General features: G+C 63.4%; 17 protein-coding genes. 2 read left to right on the top strand and 15 right to left on the bottom strand.

What is annotated here, in order from left to right; translation table 11 throughout:
- Window positions 1–3: 3 nt before the first annotated feature.
- From ACE03M_RS04395 to ACE03M_RS04380, 4 genes are all read right to left on the bottom strand, one after another.
- Window positions 4–882: an ABC transporter permease gene (locus tag ACE03M_RS04395; RefSeq protein WP_485932874.1), complete on the bottom strand. Its 879-nt coding sequence runs from the start codon at window positions 880–882 to the stop codon at window positions 4–6.
- 2 nt (window positions 883–884) lie between these two features.
- Window positions 885–1,823: an ABC transporter permease gene (locus ACE03M_RS04390; protein WP_485932873.1), complete on the bottom strand. Its 939-nt coding sequence runs from the start codon at window positions 1,821–1,823 to the stop codon at window positions 885–887.
- Between the two features lie 159 nt (window positions 1,824–1,982).
- On the bottom strand, window positions 1,983–3,050 hold the full coding sequence (locus ACE03M_RS04385) for a proline racemase family protein (protein ID WP_143924009.1): 1,068 nt from the start codon (window positions 3,048–3,050) through the stop codon (window positions 1,983–1,985).
- 4 nt (window positions 3,051–3,054) lie between these two features.
- Window positions 3,055–5,145: an oxidoreductase gene (locus tag ACE03M_RS04380; RefSeq protein ID WP_485932872.1), complete on the bottom strand. Its 2,091-nt coding sequence runs from the start codon at window positions 5,143–5,145 to the stop codon at window positions 3,055–3,057.
- Window positions 5,146–5,312: 167 nt separating this feature from the next.
- Between ACE03M_RS04380 and ACE03M_RS04375 the strand changes: the two genes are divergently transcribed.
- Window positions 5,313–6,050: a GntR family transcriptional regulator gene (locus ACE03M_RS04375; protein ID WP_485932871.1), complete on the top strand. Its 738-nt coding sequence runs from the start codon at window positions 5,313–5,315 to the stop codon at window positions 6,048–6,050.
- A 199-nt stretch (window positions 6,051–6,249) separates the two neighbouring features.
- Here ACE03M_RS04375 and ACE03M_RS04370 read toward each other — a convergent pair whose 3' ends face one another.
- The 3 genes from ACE03M_RS04370 to ACE03M_RS04360 all read right to left on the bottom strand — a co-directional run bounded on the left by ACE03M_RS04370 (window position 6,250) and on the right by ACE03M_RS04360 (window position 11,836).
- A complete protein-coding gene (locus ACE03M_RS04370) occupies window positions 6,250–7,770 on the bottom strand; it encodes an MFS transporter (RefSeq protein WP_485932870.1) in 1,521 nt (506 codons plus the stop codon).
- A 402-nt stretch (window positions 7,771–8,172) separates the two neighbouring features.
- Window positions 8,173–9,990 carry an RNA polymerase sigma factor gene (locus ACE03M_RS04365; RefSeq protein WP_485932869.1) on the bottom strand — a complete coding sequence of 606 codons (1,818 nt, stop codon included), beginning with the start codon at window positions 9,988–9,990 and terminating at the stop codon, window positions 8,173–8,175.
- Between the two features lie 307 nt (window positions 9,991–10,297).
- Window positions 10,298–11,836 (bottom strand): aminotransferase class I/II-fold pyridoxal phosphate-dependent enzyme, encoded by a 1,539-nt coding sequence (locus ACE03M_RS04360; protein WP_485932868.1) that lies wholly within the window; start codon window positions 11,834–11,836, stop codon window positions 10,298–10,300.
- Window positions 11,837–11,927: 91 nt separating this feature from the next.
- On the opposite strand from ACE03M_RS04360, the gene ACE03M_RS04355 reads away from it, so the two are divergent.
- Window positions 11,928–12,950 carry a LysR family transcriptional regulator gene (locus tag ACE03M_RS04355; RefSeq protein ID WP_143924004.1) on the top strand — a complete coding sequence of 341 codons (1,023 nt, stop codon included), beginning with the start codon at window positions 11,928–11,930 and terminating at the stop codon, window positions 12,948–12,950.
- A gap of 24 nt (window positions 12,951–12,974) precedes the next feature.
- Here ACE03M_RS04355 and ACE03M_RS04350 read toward each other — a convergent pair whose 3' ends face one another.
- The 8 genes from ACE03M_RS04350 to ACE03M_RS04315 form a co-directional block, all read right to left on the bottom strand.
- Window positions 12,975–13,433, bottom strand: coding sequence for an RrF2 family transcriptional regulator (locus ACE03M_RS04350; RefSeq protein WP_485932867.1), 459 nt, complete (start codon window positions 13,431–13,433; stop codon window positions 12,975–12,977).
- Between the two features lie 27 nt (window positions 13,434–13,460).
- The gene (locus ACE03M_RS04345; RefSeq protein ID WP_143924002.1) at window positions 13,461–14,369 is read right to left on the bottom strand and encodes a sulfite exporter TauE/SafE family protein; all 909 of its coding nucleotides are present in this window, start codon (window positions 14,367–14,369) and stop codon (window positions 13,461–13,463) included.
- Between the two features lie 119 nt (window positions 14,370–14,488).
- A complete protein-coding gene (locus ACE03M_RS04340; protein ID WP_485932866.1) occupies window positions 14,489–15,874 on the bottom strand; it encodes a tripartite tricarboxylate transporter permease in 1,386 nt (461 codons plus the stop codon).
- The gene (locus tag ACE03M_RS04335; RefSeq protein ID WP_143924000.1) at window positions 15,871–16,284 is read right to left on the bottom strand and encodes a hypothetical protein; all 414 of its coding nucleotides are present in this window, start codon (window positions 16,282–16,284) and stop codon (window positions 15,871–15,873) included. Before ACE03M_RS04335 ends, ACE03M_RS04340 begins: the two co-directional genes overlap by 4 nt.
- A gap of 47 nt (window positions 16,285–16,331) precedes the next feature.
- Window positions 16,332–17,267: a hydroxymethylglutaryl-CoA lyase gene (locus ACE03M_RS04330; protein ID WP_485932865.1), complete on the bottom strand. Its 936-nt coding sequence runs from the start codon at window positions 17,265–17,267 to the stop codon at window positions 16,332–16,334.
- The gene (locus ACE03M_RS04325) at window positions 17,264–18,574 is read right to left on the bottom strand and encodes a hydroxymethylglutaryl-CoA reductase, degradative (protein WP_143923999.1); all 1,311 of its coding nucleotides are present in this window, start codon (window positions 18,572–18,574) and stop codon (window positions 17,264–17,266) included. The genes ACE03M_RS04330 and ACE03M_RS04325 overlap by 4 nt, the downstream gene beginning before the upstream one ends.
- 180 nt (window positions 18,575–18,754) lie before the next feature.
- Window positions 18,755–20,653 (bottom strand): helix-turn-helix domain-containing protein, encoded by a 1,899-nt coding sequence (locus ACE03M_RS04320; protein WP_485932864.1) that lies wholly within the window; start codon window positions 20,651–20,653, stop codon window positions 18,755–18,757.
- 48 nt (window positions 20,654–20,701) lie between these two features.
- Entirely contained in the window at window positions 20,702–21,970 is a 1,269-nt protein-coding gene (locus ACE03M_RS04315) for a pyridoxal phosphate-dependent aminotransferase (RefSeq protein WP_143923997.1), read from the bottom strand.
- Window positions 21,971–22,097: the final 127 nt, after the last annotated feature.

Here is a 22,097-nt window from a genome sequence, read left to right as displayed (position 1 = left end):
GGTTCACCTCTTCGGCTTCAGGATGTTGGTCAGGCCGTCACCGATGAGCGCCAACGCCAGGGATACGAGGACGACGGCGAAGCCGGGCCAGAGGATGAGTCCGTAGTTGCCGGTGCCCATGTACTGTTGGCCGTCATTCATCATCTGGCCCCAGTCTGCTGTCGGCGGGACGATGCCCATGCCGAAGAAGCTGAGGGTGACGACGACGCCGATGTTGAGGACGATGTCACTCATTCCGTAGATGATTCCCTGGCTGACGGTGTTCGGGACGACATGTCGGGCGAGAATGCGCGGAGTCGAGAGTCCGCTGGCGCGACAGGCGGAGATGAACTCCTCCTCACGCAGCACAAGGACCTCACCGCGGACGATGCGGGCGTAGGCGACCCAGGACACGAGGCTGATGGCGACGAAGATGCTGGCCATGCCGTTGCCCATGACGAAAACGAGCACGATGACGAGGACGTAGAAGGGGAAGGCCGAGACGATATCGGCCAGGCGCATGATGACGACGTCGACCCACCTGCCGAAATATCCCGCCAAGGCTCCCAGTGCGGTGCCCAGGATGAACGGCACGATGACGGCGATGACGGCGACCATGAGATCGACTCGTCCGCCGTTGAGAAAGCGGGAGAGGATGTCGCGACCCAGCTGATCCGTGCCCATAGGGTGGGCGAGAGAGGACGGGCCGAAGGCGTTGAGGAGGTCCTGCCGATTCGGATCGGCAGTGACGAACAGCGGCCCGATCGCCAGGATCGCAATGATGATGCTCATGATGGCCAGGCCGATCCACAGCTGCAGATTGTGCCGCCGCAGGAACGCCGGCAGCGGCAACGTGAAGCGGGCCTGGGGCGAGGTCTGGGACGCAAGAGGTTCGACGGACATGCTCAGCCTCCCAACCGTACGCGCGGATCGACGACGCTGTAGATGATGTCGGTGAGCAGATAGACGAGGACGACGAGCACGCCGAAGACGACGGTCAGTGCCTGGACGACGTTGTAGTCACGGGCCAGCACCGACTGCATGAGCAGTGAACCGGCGCCCGGAATCGCGAACACGTTCTCAACGATGAGAGCACCGCCGACAAGATGCCCGACCTGGATGCCGAGAATCGAGATCCCCGTGATTCCGGCATTGCGGAACGCATAGTTCGTCACCGTCTTCGACCGGCTCAGGCCCTTGGACATCGCGAAGTTCGTGTACTCGGCCGACAACGAGTCGTTGAGCGCCGCGGTCAGGCTGCGGATGAGGACGGGGCAGATTGTGAGTGCGACCGCGATCCCAGGCAGCACCAGAGAATAGAGATGCTCGCCGAGGTTGCGCCCATATCCGCCGACAGGGAACAGTCCCGTATTCACTCCGAGAACCAAGATCAACAGGGTGCCCACGAAGAATGCGGGCATCCCCTGGACCGTGGCGGTGAAGATTCTGGACACGATCGCCGCGGTTGGGCTCTTGGTCGCTGCCACCCACAGCGAGATCGGGATGGAGATGGCGAGGGCGAAGATGACCGAGACCAGCATGAGCATCAGAGTCGCAGGCATGCGCAGCTTGAGCAGCTCGAGCACGGAGGTCTGGAAGATGAATGACGGGCCGAAATCGCCGATGACCAGTCCGCCGAGGAACTGGACGTACTGAATGAGGAACGGCTGATCGAGTCCCCATGCGTGCCGCAGCTGGGCAACCGCCTCCGGGGTGGCTTTGTCACCGAGGTAGGCAGCGGCAGGATCGCCGGGAGCGAGCTGCATGAGTACGAACGAGAGTGTGGCAACGCCGAGGACGATGGGAACCATGAGAAATATGCGCCTGGCGATGTATTTGCCCACGTTCGCTCTCTCCATCGATGCGTAAAGGTATGTTCAATCTACCTTTATATGACGCAGCTCACAATACTCCGCCGAAAGAACTTTACCGGCAGATGGGCTTGCCGAGAGGTTCATACGCGCAGTGTCGCTGTTATTCCGACAGCAGAGGGTCGGGCTCTTTCAGCGCAGAACGAAGCCCGGAACCAGCTCATCGCGGGGATCGACGACGAACGTGCAGGTGGAGACCTTGTGCGCGCTCGCCTCGATGATCGGGATGATGCCGTCCTTCACCTCGTCGAGGACACTTGCTCGGAATCGAGTGCCGATGATCGACTCGTGAAGCAGCGTCTGGCCGGCTGCCAGTTCGCCGCTGGCGTGGAGAATGCCGATTCGCGCCGCCGTCCCGGACCCGCAAGGAGAGCGGTCGACCTGGCCGTCGGCGAAGACGGTCACGTTCCGCTGGTGGAGCTCACCACCTGACCCTAGGCCGAGGCGATTGACGATGATGGTGCCGTAGACCCCGTTCAGTCTGCTGTCGCTGCGATGCTGTGACAGCGGATGGTCGGCCAACGCCGTCTTCACCCGACGTCCGAGGCTGATGAGTTCGTTGAGATTCTCCGGCACGACGGTGAGGCCGATTCGGTCCGCGTCCAGGCAGGCATAGAGCGCGCCTCCCCATGCGAGATCGACGCTGATCGATTGTCGACCGGAGCTGGGCTCTCCTCCGTCCATCGTGGTCTTCGGCGGCTCGTCATCGCAGCTGATATCGATTTCGATGTCGGATGCGATGACTCGACTGGCGACGTTGATGAAGTCGACCGAGGTGACTTCGCCGTCGGGGCCGGTGTGGACGGTGGCGGTGACACGGCCCGACGGGACGTCGATGACGACATCGGTGGCCCCCGATTCAGCAGCGCTCACCAATCCGGATTCGACTGCCCATGTTCCCAAAGCGATCGTCCCGTGGCCGCAGGCAGTGGAGAATCCGTCCTTGTGCCAGAACAGGACTCCGAAGTCGGCACCGTCGTCATCGGGGGCAGTGACGAATCCGCCGTACATATCGGCATGCCCACGCGGCTCGAAGACCAGCAGTCGGCGCAGTCCGTCGATCGCCTCGCTGCCGATCGCGTTCATTCGCTTCTCTGCCACAGTGGAACCCGGGATCTCCACAGGGGGATCGGCGACGATCCGGAAAGGCTCCCCTCCGGTGTGATAGTCGATCGTGGTGATCGTGGCCTGTCCGCTCATCTGCCTAGAGGCCCATTCCCACGCGCAGGCCCTCGAGTACGGCGGCGTGGACATTACGGGAGGCGACGGCATCACCGATCCGATAGAGCGCGAAGGGGGCGCTCGCCTCGGCGGTGCCTGCGGAGGCAGCTCCTGCTGTGGAGGGTGGGATCGCTCCGCTTTCGCGATCCGGCTGGGTGCGACCGTGGATCCAGGAATCGATGTCGATCTCACCGTGATTGCTCGAATGCGGTTTGAGATCGAAGTAGACATCATCGTTGGGTGTGGTTCCGAAATCGACGACCACGGCGTCGGTCTCGAGCTCGGTCTCGATGCCCGAGTAGTCATTGCGCAGTCGTGCGGTGATCAGCTTGCCGTTGATCGTCGGCTTCGCCGCGAGTCGCTCGCCGAGGTGGACCGTGACTCCGAATTCGGAGAACACCTGCAGATAAGCGGGGGAATTCATCGATCCGACGTCCACGCCGATGGTGCGTTCGGGGCTGACGTAGGTCACTTCCTGACCGTTGCGGGCCAGGTGTTCGACGGCGTCGAGGGCCGGATAGAAGCCATGGTCGTCGAAGACGAGGACACGGGACTTATTGCGCAGGTTGTCATCCATGACGTCCCAGACATCGAATGATGGTCCCTCCTCGCGGAAGGGGTAGCCGGCATCGGGGACGCCTCCGGTGGCGACGATGACGACATCGGGTGAGAGCGCGAGGATCTCGTCCGCCTCGGCGAAGGTATCCACGCGGATGTCGACGCCGTGCTTGCGGCACTGCTGCTCACGCCAGTCGATGATGCCGATGAGGTCACGGCGGCGCTGGGAGCGAGCGGCGATCTTCACCTGACCGCCCACCGCAGAGTCGGCTTCCAGCAGGGTGACCCGATGCCCGCGCACTGCAGCCACGCGTGCGGCTTCGAGGCCGGCGGGACCGGCGCCGACGATGACGACGTGCTTGGGGCCGGACTCGACGTCGCGGGTGATCTCCTGTGGCAGATCGGCTTCGCGCCCGCTGGCGGGATTGTGGATGCACGTCGCAGCACCTGAGGTGTAGATGCTGTCGAGGCACATGTTCGCCCCCACGCACGGGCGGATGTCATCCTCCCGCTTCTCCTCGATCTTCTTCACCAGATAGGGGTCGGCAAGCTGGGCCCGGGTCATGCCCACGAGGTCGACGCAGCCGTCCTCGATCGCAAACCGGGCCGTGGGTGCATCCGCGATCCGAGCGGCGTGGAGAACGGGGATGTCGATCGCTTCGCGGATGCGACGGCAGGTCTCGAGCCAGGGTGCCGAGGGGGTGCCCATGCCCGGGATCGCTTCCGCGAGTTCTTTGTCGGAGCTGATGCTTCCGACGTTGAGGTTGAGGAAGTCGACGCCATGGGCGGCATACTCCTTGAGCACCGCAATGGAGGCTTCTTCGGTGATGCCGTCCTCGATCTGTTCGAGGACTGACATGCGCACGCCGAGGGCGAGTCCCTCCGAAGCGCCGCGCATCGCGTCGATGATCTGGAGCGAGAAGCGCATCCGGGCCGCGAGGTCACCGTTGTACTCATCCTCGCGCTCATTGAAGCGGGAGGCGAAGAAGTAGTCGACGAGGTGGCCGGTGTGGAGGAATTCCAACCCGTCGAATCCTGCCGCCTTGACCCGCGCCGTCGCGGCGGCGAAGTCCTCGACCACCCGCTCGATGTCGAAGTCCTCCATGGCCTTGGTGAAAGACCGGTGGGTGGGTTCGCGGTGGCGGCTCGAGGAGATCAGCGGCAGCCAGTCGGCGGTGAAGTTCGAGTTGCGCGGGCCGAGGTGGGTCAGCTGGATCATCACTGCGGCCCCCTCGGCGTGGCAGTCATCGGCGATGGCGGACAACCAGGGAATCACCTCGTCGGTGGAGAGGTCGACATTGCCGAAGGCGGCGGGGGAGTCCTTGGACACGATGGCCGAGCCGGCCGTCATCGTCAGTCCCACCCCGCCGCGGGCCTTTTCTCGGTGGTAGAGACGGTAGCGGTCCTTGGGCATGCCGAGCTCGGTATAGGCCGGCTCATGCGCGGTGGAGACGATGCGGTTCTTGAGCTGCACCGGGCCCAAGGTGAAGGGCTGGAGCAGAGGATCGTGGGACATGGTTCCTCCTTCTTCGCAGGAACGACAGTGGTCACTTCGCAGGAACCACACCGAGGTGTCGACGAGCTCATCCCGACGTGATCGACATGAGAGTAGTCGATAACCGATTACTTCACTCAATCGTGGGCCGTCGTGGTTATGCTGTCAATAGTCATCGAAGGAGAATCTTGGTCACCAGCGAATCCGGAGCACCTGAAGCGAAGCGCCCGGCGGCGGGCAGTCACGCATCGGGCACTCACACATCGATCCCGGCTCGTCCCGAGACGGCCCCGACGCTGAGGGAGCACGCACTCGTCGTCATCCGCCATGCGATCACGACCGGGGATCTCGCCGAGGACACGATCTATTCGGCCGCGGGATTGGCCAAGCAGCTGGGTATGTCTCTGAGCCCCGTCCGAGAGGCCATGATGTCTCTCGTTGCCGAAGGGACAGTGGAAGCCGTGCCGAACCGCGGCTTCCGCCTAGTGCCGGTCACGCGAGAGGACTTGGAGGAGATCATCGGCATCAGGGCCCTGCTCGCGGGGCCCGCGGTCGAAGCCCTGTGTGCCCGGGCCGGCGAGGATCCGGCAGCGAGTGCGTCCGCGCTCGGCGATCTTCGCCGGCACGCCGAGGCGGCGCTGGCAGCGGCGCTTGAGGAAGACACGATCGGCTTCATGACTGCCGATCGTCTCTTTCACGAGCATCTGCTCGAACACGGTCTGGGTCGCCGGGCGGCCGACATCAGTCTGCGGCTGCGCGACCAGTCGCGTGTCTTCGCGGCTCATCCGATCGCCGCCATCGTCGATGCCGAATCGGCACAGCAGATCGTCGACCTCGTCGGGCTCATCGAGGCCGGCCGCTGCGCCGAGGCTCGGGCCCTGGTCATTGACAACCTCTTCTACTTCAGGCGGGCCGAGGACCTCTAGTCCGAGCGAGACAGCGGACGAATGGAGACAGATGATTAGCCGCGGACGAACACCGGCCAAGCGATACAGACGGCGAAGCGGCCGACCCCGGTCAGGGGACGACCGCCTCGGCGATGGTCTGAGCTGTTGGTCAGGCTGGTCGGTCAGGGCAGTCGGTCGGGCCTGCAGATGACCGGGAACACACCTTCGCGATCCGGGATCATACCTTCACCACCGGGATCGGCATGGTGTCCGGATCGAGATCCGGGTTGTCATCCTGGCCGGCCGCGAGTTCAACGGCCTCCTCGTGAGTTTCCACAGTCGGGAATGATCCGAGCAGCGGCCTGTGCGCCGATTCCTTCATCAGGAGCACCGCTGCGAAGGCGATGACCGAGAAGAACATGATGTAGAACGCCGGCATGTACGAGTTCCCGGTGAGATCGATGAGAGCCTGGCTGAACAGCGGCGTCGTGCCGCCGAACAGGGAGACTCCGATGTTGAAGGTCAGACCCATGGCGCCATAGCGCGACGCCGTCGGGAACAGGGCCGGCAGCGTCGATGCGAGGCAGGCGATGTAGAAGCCGGCCGGCACAGCGACCATGAACAGCGCGACGATGACGGCCCACATCTGGCCGATCTGCATGACCGCGAATGCCGGGACCATCAGTACGATCGTCATTCCCGCGGCAATGAGGAAGACCCGCTTACGGCCGATCTTGTCGGACAGGCGCCCGATCAGCGGCAGGCACAGTGACATGACGACGAGCACCGGAATGGTGGCTACTGCCGCTTGGACGTTCGAGACCTTGACCGTCTCCTCGAGGTAGGTCGGCATGAAGCTGGTGAGGGCGTAGCCCACCGTCTGCGATCCGGCGACGATGGCGATGCCGATGAGGATCTCTTTCCAGAAATGACGGACGACGCCGATGAGGCCGTGGCGAGCGTATTTGTCGTTCTTGACCTTCACATCGAGGCCCTCGGCCACGGAGGCTTCGAAGCTGGGCGTCTCGGGGATCTTCAGCCGGAACCAGATGGCGACGGCGCCGAGTGGGATTGCGATGAGGAACGGGATCCTCCAGCCGCCGTCGACCATGGCGGTCTCACCTGCGATGCTCGTCGAGATGACGGTGGTGATGGCGACGGTGCCTGCACCGGCAGCGAAGCCGAGGTAGGAGCCGACGTCGAGCCAGGAAGCCCAGAATCCACGCGACTTGTCCGGGGCGAACTCGGAGACGTAGGTGGTCGCGCCGGCGTATTCGCCGCCGGTGGAGAATCCCTGGATCATCTTGAGCAGGTAAAGAGGGATGATCACCCACAGGCCGATCTGGGCCGCGGTGGGCAGGACGCCGATGAGCGCAGTGGCAGTGGCCATGGTGGCCATGGTGAAGAAGAGGACCTTCTGGCGCCCGATCTTGTCACCCAGTGGGCCGAGGACCATGCCGCCGAGTGGACGGACGAGGAAGGAGACCGCGAAGCCGAACAGGGTGACGAGCAGGCCCATCTGCCTGTCCATGCCTTCTGTGAAGACCGTGGTCATGGTGACGGCCAGGTATCCGTAGACGCCGAAGTCGAACCATTCCATGAAGTTGCCGACCGTGGTGCCGCCGATTGCGGTGCGAATGGATTTCTTCTCGATCACGATGCAGTGGTCGGCCTCTAAGCGCTTCTTCTTGAGAGCTTTCCGCTCCCTGCGGGGCAGCTTCGTCCCATCCAGAATCGGGTTTGCTTGGCCTTCTGACATCAGTGGTTCCTCGTTTCAGATGCAATTCGATTTTCTGACACCCAAAGAACTCGAGAGTTGCGGGGCGATCGCTTTCGACAATGCTGAACATCTTTACTCGATTAGACACTCCTGTCAACAACTTTAGTGAGACAGATCACGATGAGTTGTCCCTCGGGTAAGTATTCTGTGGGTCTGGTGACGGCGACCGGGGTATTTACCTCAGGTGAACCTGTGGTTATTGGAGGCAGGTTACGGCAGCGGGGTATCCGGCGTGCGAATCGGGCCTGCGTCGGCAGTCGCTGCAATTCGAGGCGCAGTCAGCTCAGGTGGATGTGCGATCGGAATGGGGAGTGCCCCAGAGTTCGGCGCTCAGTTCGACGAAGAGGCCGTGCTCAGTTCGAGGTGCCGTGCGGTGTCGGATCAGGGGGTGGGGTTTTCGGAGCCTGGTGAGGACGGCTCCTCAGGCGACTCATCAGACGGTTCCTCGCTTGGCTCCTCAGGCGACTCATCAGACGGTTCCTCGCTTGGCTCCTCAGGCGACTCATCAGACGGTTCCTCGCTTGGCTCCTCAGGCGACTCATCTGATGGCGGTGGGTCCGACGGTGTTTCGGGGTCGTCGGAGGGTGGTGGTGTCGGTTCTGACGGTGACTCTGGGGCTGGCTTGTCAGAATCCGACGGGCTTGGTTCGTCTGGTTCTTCTGCCGACGGGCGATCGTTGCTGTCGCCTGTGTCGCCTGTGTCGCCGGGGTTGTCTTCGGTCGATGGACTGTCGTCCGACCGGCTTTCATCGTGTCCTGGGGTCCGGGATGACTGCTCATCCTCGTCCCTGTCGGAGTCAGATGCCTTCGATGTCTCGGATCCCGACTCTTGGTTTTGCTTGTCCGAGTTCGTGTCATCCGGAGACTGGGAGCTGCTGTTCTTGTCGTCCTTCTTCGAAGAGGAATTTTCCTTCGAGGAGGAGTCTTCTGGTGAGACTGCAGTGCCTGCGTTGCCGGATTGAACCCCCGTCTGCTCAGTTTGCTGCGGCACGATGGCCACACCGACAAGCGTTCCCAGGAGCCCGACGCACGCGGCGACCACAGGGATCAGAACGGGTTTCGGCATGCTGAACCGAGTTGCTGCAGGCGTCAGGGCCGAGGTCTCAGCGGCTGCTGACTGTGCGCCGAACGCGGCGAGCGACACAGGTTCGACGGTATTTGCATCGTCTGCGGCTGCACCCGCGGCATCAGCAGAAATGCCCGCAGCGCCAGCGGTTGCGTTCGCAGTTTCAGCGGATGCATCTGAATCCACGGCAGACTCATCGGCCGCGGAGGAACCGGCTGCCGCAGGGATGGCTTCGGGTGCAGAATCTGCCTCGTCCGCCGACTCTGTCGCCGAGTTGGCTTCGGCCCCTGGGGCAGGTTTGAGTGCCGGTGCGCTGCCGATGCCCGTGCCTGCCGGGACGGGATCGGGCAGGACGGCAGTGGCAGTGTCTTCGTCAATGGCGCCGGCGCTTCCGCCTGCGACGTCTGTACCCTCGGCCACCGTGGTTTCAGCGTCGGGCTGCGCACCAGCTGGCGCTTCGACTGCAATCATTTCGGCAACAGCGGGAGTTGGTTCTGGAATTGCCTGTGCCAGGGTGGCCGAGAGGCGCTCGATGACGATCGGCGAGGTCAGAAGCGCAGGAATGAGCGCGGCGCGGTGATCGGCGGTTGCTGTGCTGTCTGCCCGGCGGACCTGCTGCCATTCGTCCTGCAGGCCCTGACGGGCGCGACCGGCCAGCCTGTCGACTGTCGATGCTTTGATATTCAGCTGCTCGGCAACGGCCTCGGGTGAGAGCCGTTCGACTTCGCGCAACCATAGGATCCGCTGCCAGTTGTCGGGCAGGTTCGACAGTGCCTGTGAGACGAGGGCAGCCTCTGGAGCTGCTGTGTCCGAACCACTCGCTGACGTCTGATCTGTGGACGTCAGGTTCGCGAGATGTGCATCGATCTCGGCGTCCACCATCGAGCGCAGACCCTTGGTCGTGTCGGAGGACCTGATGAGCAGGGACCTGAGCACACTGAGGAAAGCATCATCTGTGACCTGTCTTGCCGTCGCATCGGGCAGGGACGATGATGCTCGTGCTACAGCGTCATCGCGGTAGCGGCGGTAGATCTCGGAATAGGCACCGGCGGTTCCGGCCTCGATGAGCGAGAGGAGCTCGCTCTCCGTGAAATCGGCGAGTTCTTCCCCTGGCTGATGTGCGTGCGCGTCCATCCGGTCCTGAATCATTCGGTAGCGTCATGCAGTCTGCAGCTCGTCATTGCAGACTGCGTCTGGTCCAGCAGTGAGAATAAGGGAAGAGCAATCTGTGTGGAATCTATCCTCAGCGGCGACTGTAGCCGACAAGACGGCTTTTTGCATTCAGTATCGCTATTTGAACAATCAACCAGTCTCATGGGGGCGATGAACGGATCCGACCAGAGGCAACAGGCCGCTTCGGGGCAATGGACCGGCTGACGGCAATGGACAATCTGACGGCAATGGACAATCTGACGGCAATGGAGAAGCGTCAGACTGGAAGTCAGTCCTTGAGTACCCGGAACGTGCTCAGTTTCGGATCGACTCCGCCGCGGACGTGTCCCGACGGGCTCGCAGCCACGGCCTGCAGGAACTCGACGGTCTCCGCGGTGATCTCCTCACCGGGCAGGACATTCGGGATTCCGGGTGGGTACGCGGCCAGCGAGCTGACGCTGGTTCGGCCGACAGCCTCGGCGGCGGGGACGAGCTCGGAATCCGCGAAGTACGCATCACGCGGCAGGGCAACCAGCTTTCCGGGGCTCGGCAGCGCCGGGATCCCGGCCGAAGCCGCCACGGTTTCTGCGGGCCTGTCATTCTCGTGTTCGAGGCGCATCCGATCCAGAGCGTCGAAGAGTCGGCTGAGGTCGGGGGACTTGCCGATGCCGATGAGTGCGACGATGGTCGTGGCCGTCGCCATCTCGGCGAAGATGTCGAATTCCTCGGTCAGGCGTTTGCGCACGGCATGGCCCTCAAGTCCCGTCGAGGTGATGTCGATGGGCAGTCGGAAAGGATCGATGTCGACGACATCGGCATGGTTCATGAAGTCCCCGGAGAGCAGGTGATAATGCTCTGAGCCCTCGATTCGGGCACGGATCTGGCGGATATTGTCCAGCGAATCGGCAATCGCATCGTGGGAATTCACGAGATCGCGGCGGGCGATGTCGATCGATGCCATCAGGTGGGCGTTCTCGCTTGTCGAGGCTGTCATCATGAAGGCACGGGCCAAGGCCGGTTCGAGTCTGTCTGCGAACTCGGTGTCGCCGAGGTGGAGCAGAGCTGATTGTGTGAATGAGCCGGCGAGCTTGTGGGTGCTCATGATGACGATGTCGGCGCCCAGCGCGACCGGAGATTCCGGCAGGTCCGGATGGAAGCCGAAGTGGGCGCCCCATGCGGCGTCGATGATGAGGGCGGCGCCGGCTTCGTGGGCAACCTCAGCCAGTGCGCTGACGTCGGCGACCGCACCGAAGTAGCTGGGGGTCACCAGGTAGACGGCAGAGACTTTCTCGGGATGGGCCGTGATGGCATGGCGCAGCGAGTCTGGGGTGACTCCGTGGGCGATGCCGTTGACCTCATCGACGTTGGGAGAGACGAAGCCGGGGTTGAGTCCGGCCAGCACGATGCCGTCGATGAAGCTCGAATGGGCGCTGCGCTGGGTGACGACGCCCGTGCCCAGTGTGCCGATCGCCAGTGCTGCCATGCGATTGCCCTGCGAGGAGCCGTTGGTGAGGAACCATGTGCGCCGTGCGCCCCAGGCCTCGGCTGCCAGATGCAGTGCTTCGTCCTTCGGGGTGTCGACGCCAAGGTCGATGCCGTCGAAGAGCGGGGGGATGTCCAGGGAGAGGGTGTGCTCGCCGAAGAACTCGGCCTGACCTGCGGAGATTCCCGTGGTGGTGCCACCGTGTCCGGGGGTGGACAGGAACAGCGAGTCACGCTTGGCCGCCGCCTGCAGCGCATCGGCATAGGGCGCGTAGGACTTCGCGGTTCCTGGGAATGCCGAATGATCTGAAGCGGATGTCATGGGGGAGTCTTGGTGCACGGTCATGATTCCAGGTTAGGCAACGGGCCCTTGGCGGGAGAATACCAAGTTCCCTAAACTGATGAATACACACTATTGATCTCGAGGTAAGAGGATAATGGAAACCCTGGATACCCGTGGACTCATGGCCCTGCGCGCGATCGCCGAGGCCGGCTCGGTCGCAGCGGCGGCAGCCGCGCTGGGGTGGAGCCAGCCGACGGTCAATCATCACCTGCGCAATCTGGAGAAGGCTCTGGGGTCGACCTTGATCGAGAAGAGCCCTCGGGGATCCCAGCCCACAGTGGTCGGCAGCCTCGTCGTCTCCCGTGCCATCGAGATCCTGGGGCTGTGCGATCGCCTCGGCGCCGAGGTGGCTCTATGGCGTGAAGATCAGGCAGTCCCTGTTCGCATCGGGGCCGTCCCCACGGTCGGCGCCCGGGTGATCCCAAAGCTGCACAACCAGCTGCAGAAGCGTGCGCGCTGGCAGACCCCTGATGAGATGGCCGCTGTTCTTCCCGCGCCCGCGGATATGACGACCACTGCTGCCCTCGATGTGACCATGGATGAGCATGCGAAGCTCGTCGCCAGGCTGGAATCCGGTGACCTTGATCTGGCGCTGCTCGTCTCCACCGACATCGACAGAACCTGGATTCCCTCGACCCTGACCGCGAGGCACCTGTATTCGGAGCAGCTCTTCCTCTGCGTGCCGAAGTCCGTGGGCCCGATCGCCCTTGACGCCCACGGCATGCCCGACCTCACCTCACTCGTGTTCCAGACTTGGGCGTTCAGCATCGATCCCGGTGACGCCATCGACGAGGTGGTCAGGTCGTTCTGCATCGCTGCCGGGTTCGAGCCCCGGGTGGGAATGAGGATGGATGACTATGCGGCGATCATCCGCATGATCGCCGCTGGGCTGGCGGTCGCGGTGATCCCTGATTCCTCGGTGCCGGAGGACCCGACGGTCGAGATCATCCCGATGCCGATGGACGCCTGCCGCCGCGACGTGCTCCTCGTGTCCCGTGCCCGTACGGCGGAGTCGAGTAAGAAGGTCTCGCGGCATGACCCGATCGTCGCCGCCCACAATGCCGCCATCGCCGAGGTGGTCGCCGACGTCGGGGTCGTCACTGCGCAGTGGCGGTGACGATCGTTTTGCGGTTTTGCCTGCTCAGTGCGGCTGCCAGGCGTCTTCGATCGCGACCCTCTCGGTCACCTCGGCGGGAAGGGACTTCGAGGCCAGTGCCTCGATGGTCACCTGTTCGAGGACATCGCGCAGGGCGAACCTGGCCGCGATCCACACCTGCTGAAGTGACTCGGCGGCATCGTCGTACTCGACGGCTTCCGGGCGCTGCCCGTAGATCGAGACCAGGGGGCCGTCGACGGCTCGGATGACGTCGGCGATGGTGGTGGCGCTCGCCGGCTTCGTCAGTTTCCAGCCCCCGGACTTGCCGCGGACGGAGGCCACGATCTCGACTCTGCGCAGGTCGGCGAGGATAGCCTGGAGGAATCCCTTGGGGATGCCCTGTCGCTTTCCCAGTTCGTCGGCGCTGATGGGGCCACGGTCGCTGACGTTGGCGATCTCGATCAGGGCGCGAAGCGCATAGTCGGATTTCGTGGTGACCCGCATGCCGTCATAGTAACAGCGGGTTCAGCTTCAGCTGGCCGCGCCGACCTCGACCTCGGCTGCCTGGGCGGCTTCTGCGCGCCGAGCCCTGCGCTCGTTCCCTACGGCCTGAACGATGAGGGCGACCCAGACGGCAGCGAGCACCATGAGGATTGTCGAGACGGTGGCGGTCGAAGCGCCGAGCGCCAGCGCGATGGTGCGTGCGTTGGTGAGGATGATGATTCCACCTGCCGCGATGGCGAGGATCCGAGCAGGCAGGATCTTGACCAGCCAGGCGGCGAAGGGGGCGGCGATGATTCCACCGATCAGAAGGGCGGCTGCGATGGACCACTCGATGCCCGAGGAGCCGAGGGCAAACAGGAACCCGAGCGAGCCGCCGACAGCGACGACGAATTCGCTGGTGTCGATCGAGCCGACGACCTTGCGCGGCTCGAGCCGGCCAGACGACAGGAGCGTTGTGGTTCCGACTGGCCCCCAGCCGCCTCCGCCGATGGAGTCGAGTGCACCGCCGATGAGACCGACGGGGACGAGGAGCTTCGGGCCCGGACGTCCCTTGAAGGTGGGGCGGCGGCCGCCGAGGGCGAGGAATCGCCAGATCACATAGACGCCGAGGAGCAGCAGAATGCCCGAGATCCACGGAGTGGCCGCGTCACCGCTGAGGCCGGCGAGGAACGTGGCGCCGGCGAAGGCTCCGATGAAGCCGGGTACCGCGAGGATCGAGACCGTCTTCCAGTCGACATTGCCGAACTTGTGGTGCGAGATCCCGGAGACCAGCGAGGTGCCGATCTCGGAGAAGTGCACCGCCGCCGAGGCGGTTGCCGGGGCGATCCCGGCGGCGAGCAGCAGGGTCGTCGACGTCACCCCATAGGCCATGCCGAGGGAGCCGTCGATGAGTTGGGCAAGGAGCCCGACGAGCCCGAGGACGATGAGTTGGCGCATGGTGGGGACCTTTCAGCATGCCGAAGATTGTTGAGCAATTCGATCGATGCCAACAATACCCACTAAGTCCATCGGATTACTAGACTATGAATTTCTGTGACGTTTCCGGACCTTGCGCGTCACAGCGCCAAGACCGCCGGAACGGTGAGGACGGCGACGTAGTAGCCCATGAACTGGACGCCGGCGTGCATGCCGATCATGCGATTGAACAGGCCGCCGACCAGTCCCACGGTGATGGTCACACCGAGTGCGAGCAGCCCGCCTTCGTATAGGCAGATGACACAGATGAGCGCGGCGAAGCCTGCGATGATCGCCTCGTGGGAGACTGATTTCATCACCCAGGTAGCAGCCCGGTGGGCGTTTCTCATCACGAACGGATAGGCGACTGCAACGGCGATGACCGCGGCGATGATCGAGAAGAGCGCGAACTCACCGGTCGACAGCAGGTCATGCAGGTTGTTCGTCTCACCCGTCTTGGCATCAAGAGTGTAGACAGGCGGTGCGTTGAAGAGGGGCGCGGCCGGGCCCGCGGCCATGGGTGAGAGCGGAAGCCCGATGGCGATCAGCGGGATCAGGGTCTCGGCGATATAGGTCGACTCGGTGGTTCCGTTCCTCACCGACACGACCGTTGTCAGCCGATGGAAGCCGTTCTTGATCCGGCTGCCGGCGATCTCACCCATGAGCACCGCCATGGCGACGGGTGAGAAGACGAAGGTTGCGCTGGTGATGACGGCCGAACCGCTGGTGTAGGCCAACTGCTGCCGGTCCAGGACCGTGAATGGGTTCGGCAGCTTTGGGCCACCGGCGGGCCGGACGTCGGGAGCAAGATCGAATTCCCGCTTGCCTGTCTGCGTCATCGATCGACGGCCTGCGGGGGACAGGGCAGAGAACAGATCGTAGATGAGCGGGCCGGTCGCGATGCCCAGGAAGAAGGAGGTCGTGAACGTCGCTTCCTTCTGTTCGAGGATGAACGCCTGCAGCCCGACGATGATGAGGACGAAGGGGATCAGAGCGAGAACTGCCGCCAGCTTTCCCTTCGAGGTATACGCGACGAGTATGGCCGCCGCGATGAAGATCCACGGTGCTGCGGCACCGATGGCCTCAGCGAACGGAGTGAGGACCAGGGCGAAGAGAATCGACAGCGGAATCGCGATGATCACCGAGATGACGCCACCCGATATGGCCTTCTGCAGGGCGATATGGGGCACTCCGAGAGAACGCAGCAGCTGTGCCTCGCGCAGCATCGGCACTGCAGTGGTGTCGCCGGGTATCCCCAGCAGTGTCGTGGGCACGGCGTGAGAGATGTGCTTGGCGATGATCGCTGAGAGGAAGAAGGCGATGACACCGGCCGGCGGCACACCGATGAGGATGACGAGCAGTGCCAGGGGTGCGACGATCGCTGTCTCGTCGGTGCCTGAGATGAGGCCGATTCCGGTGAAGAGCACTGCAGCCAGCAGGGCCATGCCGATTGCCCACAGGATCGGTTCGATGAGGTCCGCGCTCACAGCTGTGCACCCTTCGCTCGGTTCTCATGATTCTCGACCAGGGCGTCGAAGAGCCCGAGCGCTCGGATCTCCTCCTGCACTGCCGGTTTGAGATCGCTGGGGTCACCCAGGTCTCCGTACTCTTCGACGACTTCGTCGATGACTTCCTGCCTGTTGCGCGTGTCAGCCTCTGATTCGGTGATCACTCGCTTGGGCTTGAACAGTATTCCGGAGATCACGGCACCGATGATGCAGCCCACGATCCCGATCAGGAGGGCATAGGAATGCCCAAGTTCCGGATCGCCGGTGGTCGTGAAGAAGTGGTCGGAAATGAGGAATGCCGGTACCGCCACCCCGATTCCGATGGCAATGCTGCCGACGAGATGTTTCGAGTCGACGGTGTCATTCCAGACTTCGAGCAGCTGTGGCATCTTCGCCTACCTTCTGTTGATGAACTGTCTGTTGATGAGTGGTGGTGTTACTGATTGACGATGGCCGCGGATGTGGCAGATGCCAGTGGCTTGTCGAGCTGCCGGCTGAGCCATTGGTTCGTCTCCGCGATTGTGCGGATGTCGACTCCGGTCGAGATTCCCAAGCCATTGAGCATCCACACGAGATCCTCGGTTGCCAGATTTCCGGTTGCCGAACCCGCGAACGGGCAGCCTCCGACTCCTCCGGCAGAAGCGTCGAATTCACTCACTCCGAGTTGGAGGGCGGCGAAGACGTTGGCCAGCGCCTGGCCATAGGTGTTATGAGTGTGCAGCGCGATCGCGTCGACGGGGACGCCGCTTTCGATCAGTGCCTGCAGGACAGCAGTCACGTGTCCAGGTGTCGCGGTGCCGATCGTATCTCCGAGCGAGATCGACGAGCAGCCGGCCTCCAGCAGCTGCGCAGCCGCGGTGACCACGCGTTGCGGATCCACTGGACCTTCCCAGGGGTCGCCGAAGACCATGGACAGATACCCGCGGGCGTGCATCCCCGCCGAGGTGGCCGCCGCTGCCACGTCAAGGTTGCGTGCCGTGGTCACCTCGAGGCTGTCGCCGAGGTTGGCCCGAGAGAACGATTCAGTGACACTGACGAAGACGGCGACGTCCTTGGCCCCAGCCGCCCTGGCATCGTCGAGCCCGCGACGGTTGGGTACGAGGACCGGATAGGAGATGTCCGAGTCGAGGTCGAGCTCGTCGAGAACCGAGCGGGTGTCGGCCATCTGCGGAACGGCCCGAGGAGACACGAAGCTGCCTGCTTCGATGGTTCTCAGACCGGCACCTGCCAGTCGGGAGATGAGCTGGGCACGCGTCTCGGCGGGCAGAGTGACTGATTCGGCCTGGAGGCCGTCCCGTGCGCTGACCTCGTAGACCCTGACCTGAGTCGGCAGCGTGTCATGGGTGAACACCTGAGGGAGTGAGTCCATCATTTCGATCCACCTGAGCGAAGCTCGGCGAGGATGGCCTGAACTCGGTCGAAGCGGAAGGCCTTCTCTTCGATGAGCCTCTTCACGATGGCCTTGGATTCCTCGGCGGTGGCACCGGCAGACATGGCGAGGTTCTTCGCATGCAGCGACATGTGGCCGCGCTGCACACCTTCGGTGGCAAGGACTCGCAGGGCCGCCAGATTCTGCGCCAGACCTGCGGCGACGATGATTTCGGCCAGATCCTTCGCCGTGCTCACCTCGGCGATCTGGAGTGCGGTTCGGGCCGCAGGGTGGACCTTCGTGGCACCACCCACGAGGCCGACGGGCATCGGCATCTCGAGGTTGCCCACGAGGTTGCCCTCGGCATTCTTCTCGAATGTGGACAGTGAGGTGTAACGACCGTCGATGAGGGCATGCGAATGGGCGCCGGCTTCTACAGCGCGAGTGTCATTGCCGGTGGCCAGGACGACGGCGGAGATGCCGTTCATGATGCCTTTGTTGTGTGTGGCGGCGCGGTACGGGTCGGCTGCGGCCAACTCATAGGCATGGAGGATGTTGTCGACGACCTCGGCGCCTCCCAGCAGCTCCTTGTCGAAGACGGCGCGTGCTCGGCTCAGACGCAGATCGGCCTTGTTCGTCAGGATTCGCAGGAGTGCGTCACCTTCGGCGATCGCCGCGAGACTGCTTGAGACGGCCTCTGCCATGGTATTCACCGCGTTCGCGCCCATGGCGTCGCGGACGTCGACATGGAGGTGGACGACGACGTAGGTTGCCGACTTCGCCTCGACGAGGCGGACATCGAGGCCCTTGACGCCTCCGCCGACCTCGACGAGCTTCGGATCCTGTGCATTGGCCAGGTCGATGATCTCGTCCTGGCGTTCGAAGATGCGAGACCGGGCGGCATGGGGGTCTGCCACATTGATGAGCTGGATCTGCGCCTGCATGATCGGCTGGGTCGAGCTGGTGAAGAACCCACCCTGGGGGCGCGCCATCCGGGCGGCGTTGCTGGCAGCGGCGATGACCGAAGCCTCTTCGGTGGCCATGGGTACGAGGACATCGGTGCCGTTGATCGTGAAGTTGGTGGCGGCTCCCAACGGCAGGGAGAAGACGCCGAAGACGTTCTCACTCAGGTTCGCGGCCTGTTCGGGGCCGAATGCAGTCGCATCGATCTGGGCGAACACCTCGGTGTCGAGCCCGGTTGCCTCGGCTACTGCCGTGCGACGATCGTTGACCGACATATTGCGGAAGTCGGCGATACGACTGTTCTCTGCCATTGTGTGTCTCCTGTCGAGTCTTCTTCGAGTCTGCATCTGCCGACTGCGGCTGCCGAAAGCGGCCGAGCTGAGCCGGTCAGAACGTTCGCGCAGAGCAATTCCGCGCAGAGTTCAGTCAAGCACTTCTGGGCTCGATCACCTATGGCCGTTATGGCCATAGATGTCTCCAGCCACTGGCTGGATCGGCCAGGGCAGGTGGCTCGTGCCTGACTGCATTCAGACCTTCTGCTGGAGCTGATCCAGACGGAGTGCGACGTGGAGGCGGAACGCATATTCGGGTGCACGCCAATCGATGTCGAGTACCGCGTCGATGCGCTCAAGGCGCAGCTTGACGGTGTTGACGTGAACCGAGAGAGCGGCGGCGGTGCGGCTGATGCTGCTGCTGTGTTCGAAGTACGTGCGCAGTGTGGTGACCAGATCGGCGGATTGTCTCCGGTCCCATCGTCGGAGGGGGCCGAGCATGCGCTCCATGAACTGTCCGACGTGTCCGGGGACCGAGCCGAACATGGCTGTGTAGGGAGCGAAGTCCTCGGCGGGTGCGACGCCGCTGGTGATCGACAGCGAATTGAGGACACGCACGCACGACCACAGCTCGTCCTCTGCGGTGCGCAGCTCCGAACGCTGAAAACCGGTGTCGGAGACGACGACCAGGCAGTTGCGCAGGACTTCTGAGGCTGTGAGCAGCTCTTCCAGCTGTGTCCGGGTTCGATGAGCCGAACGGGGCAGCAGCACTGTCAGCCCTGGGGAGCGCTGGGTCATGAGAATTCGCGGCTCGATCCGAGCCAAGTACGAGCCGATGCGGTCGAAGTCGTTGGGGCCGGCTTGGACCACTATCAGCTGCCAAGGGCCGAGGAGGGTGAAGTTGCTGGAGCGCGCTCGCGCTCGCAGCTCGTCCAGACTTCTGGTGTCGGCGATCAGATCGACGGCCAATTCGCCGCGCACACGGTTCTCAGCGTCGGCGCGTGACTGCTCGTTCATCTGGATGAGGGCCAAGGACTGTGCGGCCTGAGCGACGATGCTGTGGTCGCCGTCTTTCGGGTCGTTATGGAAGCGCACGAACAGTCCGCTGTGCTGACGTCTGTTCGACGCCACCGAAGCGGCGATGAGTCGCTTGGCGTGAGCAATCTGAATGCTCCGCCCGGTGCGGCGACTGGTATCCAACGCCGCGAGAATGTCTTCTCGACTCATGTCGACTTCGGCGAAGAAACCCTCGTCTGCTGGGAAATCGGGGGAGTCCAGCCTCCAACTGTCGACGATGAGCACCTCGGCACGGAGAGTTTCGGAGATGACGTTGGTGACGGCTGGTGCCCCGTGGCCCTGCAGCACCAACTGGGTCAGCTGCTCTTCGACCTCGACGAGTCGCTGCAAGGTGCTCGCCTTGGCCGCAGCCAGCTCTTCTGCGGCAGCTGACAGTGCTGCCGCCTCTGCGAGTTCGCCCATGAGTCGCGCGGTCTTGAGAATCACCGAGGCATGGTCTGCCAGGGCGGAGAGCAGAGTGATCTCATCTGCTCCGAAGTCATGGGGGTAGCGATTCGCCGCGAACAGGGCACCGAGTACTTCACCGTCGACGACCATCGGCACTCCGAGGAGCGACTCCATGCCTTCGGCCTTGACCGCTGAGTCCACACGCCGCTCATGAGGCAGCTGAGTCAGGTCGTAGTCCGAAGTCCAGTGGGCGGCTCGGTCACGGACGACCCGGCCCGCAAGTCCGACTCCCGGTGGCACCCGGAGCGCCGGGAGCTGGAGCGAGATCGCCCCGCGACTGGCTCTGACGTTGAGCTCGTCGGTTTCGGGGTTGTATTCGGAGAGGTAAGCGATGTCGCAGCCGATCAGCGACTTGGCTCTGTCGACGAGCTTCTGCAGAAGGCGCTTGGTGTCTCTGACCTGGATGAGCTCAGAGGCGCTTTCGAGCAGGGCGGCGCGTTCATGGTCCTTCTGGCGCCAGCGAACCATGGTCGTGGACAGATCGAGCAGCGAGTCGATGAGGTCCGACTGCCGCCCGAGTTCTGATTCCAACGAGCTGCGATCGACGGAGTTGCCCCGCGCGATCAGGCTGATCGCGCGTGCGACGGAATCCACCGCTGCTGTCTCTGGCCCTGCTGCGCGCTCCGTCATGGGGCCATTATCTCAGCCCGGATCACCAGACTACGTGCCCCGGCAGTTTCACCCCGCTGCGGGGGACATGTCCTTGACGGTCGGCAGTTCGCAGGTGCTGCTCGCCTTCTGCTGGTACCCGGAGAGGAACTCGCCGAGGCGGTTGATCGATTCGTCCAGCACCTCGACGGAGGGCAGGGTGACGAGCCGAAAGTGGTCCGGGCGTGACCAGTTGAAGGCCGAGCCGTGGGAGACGAGGATCTTCTGCTCGCGCAGCAGATCGAGCGCGAACTGTTCGTCGTCGGTGATCCCGAACTTCTCGACGTCGAGTTTTGCGAACATGTAGAGCGCTCCGCTGGCCCGATGTGCAGAGACGCCGTCGATGGAGTTCAGCCCCGTGTGGGCGACGTCCATCTGAGCACCCAGGCGACCCTGCGGCAGGACGAGGTCATCGATTGACTGCTTGCCGCCCAGAGCAGCTTGGATCGCGTGCTGAGCGGGAACGTTCGCACACATGCGCATATTAGCCAGGAGCTTGATCCCCTCGAGGTAGCTCTTCGCCTCGGACAGCGGTCCGGTGATGGCCAGCCAGCCGGCGCGGTATCCGGCGATCCGGTAGGCCTTCGACAGACCAGAGTAGGTCAGGCACAGCACATCGTCGCCGGTGAGCGTGGCCATATTGACCATTTCGACATCGTCGTAGGTGATCTTCTCGTAGATCTCGTCGGCGAAGATGATGAGGCCGTGGCGACGTGCGATGTCGACGATCTTCTTCAGGGTCTCACGCGAATAGACGGCGCCGGTGGGATTGTTCGGGTTGATGACGACGATGCCGCGGGTGTTCTCGGTGATCTTCGATTCGAGGTCGTCGAGATCGGGCTGCCAGGCGGTGGCTTCGTCGCACAGGTAGTGCTTGGGCGTGCCGCCGGAGAGTGCGACCGATGCCGTCCACAGGGGGTAGTCCGGGCTGGGAACGAGGATCTCGTCGCCGGGGTTGCACAGCGCCTGCAGGGACAGGGTGATGAGTTCGCTGACTCCGTTGCCCAGGAACACCTCGGAGGTGTCCAGATTGTGGATGCCGCGGGTCTCGTAGTACTGGACCACGGCCCGGCGCCCGGAGAGGATTCCGCGCGAATCGGAATAGCCCTGTGCAACGGGAAGCTGCTTGACCATGTCATGGACGATCGCTTCGGGGGCTTCGAATCCGAAGGGGGCGGGGTTGCCGATGTTGAGCTTGAGGATGGTGTGGCCCTTGGCCTCCATCGCCTCGGCCTCTTCGAGGACGGGTCCCCGAATGTCATAGAGGACGTTGGCCAATTTCGACGACTGCCTGTACATGGGAACCCTGAGGACCTTTCGATGCGACGATTGCTGATACCGCTATTACCACGCTATGGCCACCGCCGAGGTGGTTCCGACCACACAGAGGCCCGTTTCGTGAACCTTTGACCGGGTTTTCGGATTG

The sequence above is a fragment of the Brevibacterium sp. AGC70 genome (assembly GCF_057334195.1).
Note: the sequence above shows the minus strand (reverse complement) of the source record. Positions and strands in the feature narration are given on the sequence as shown.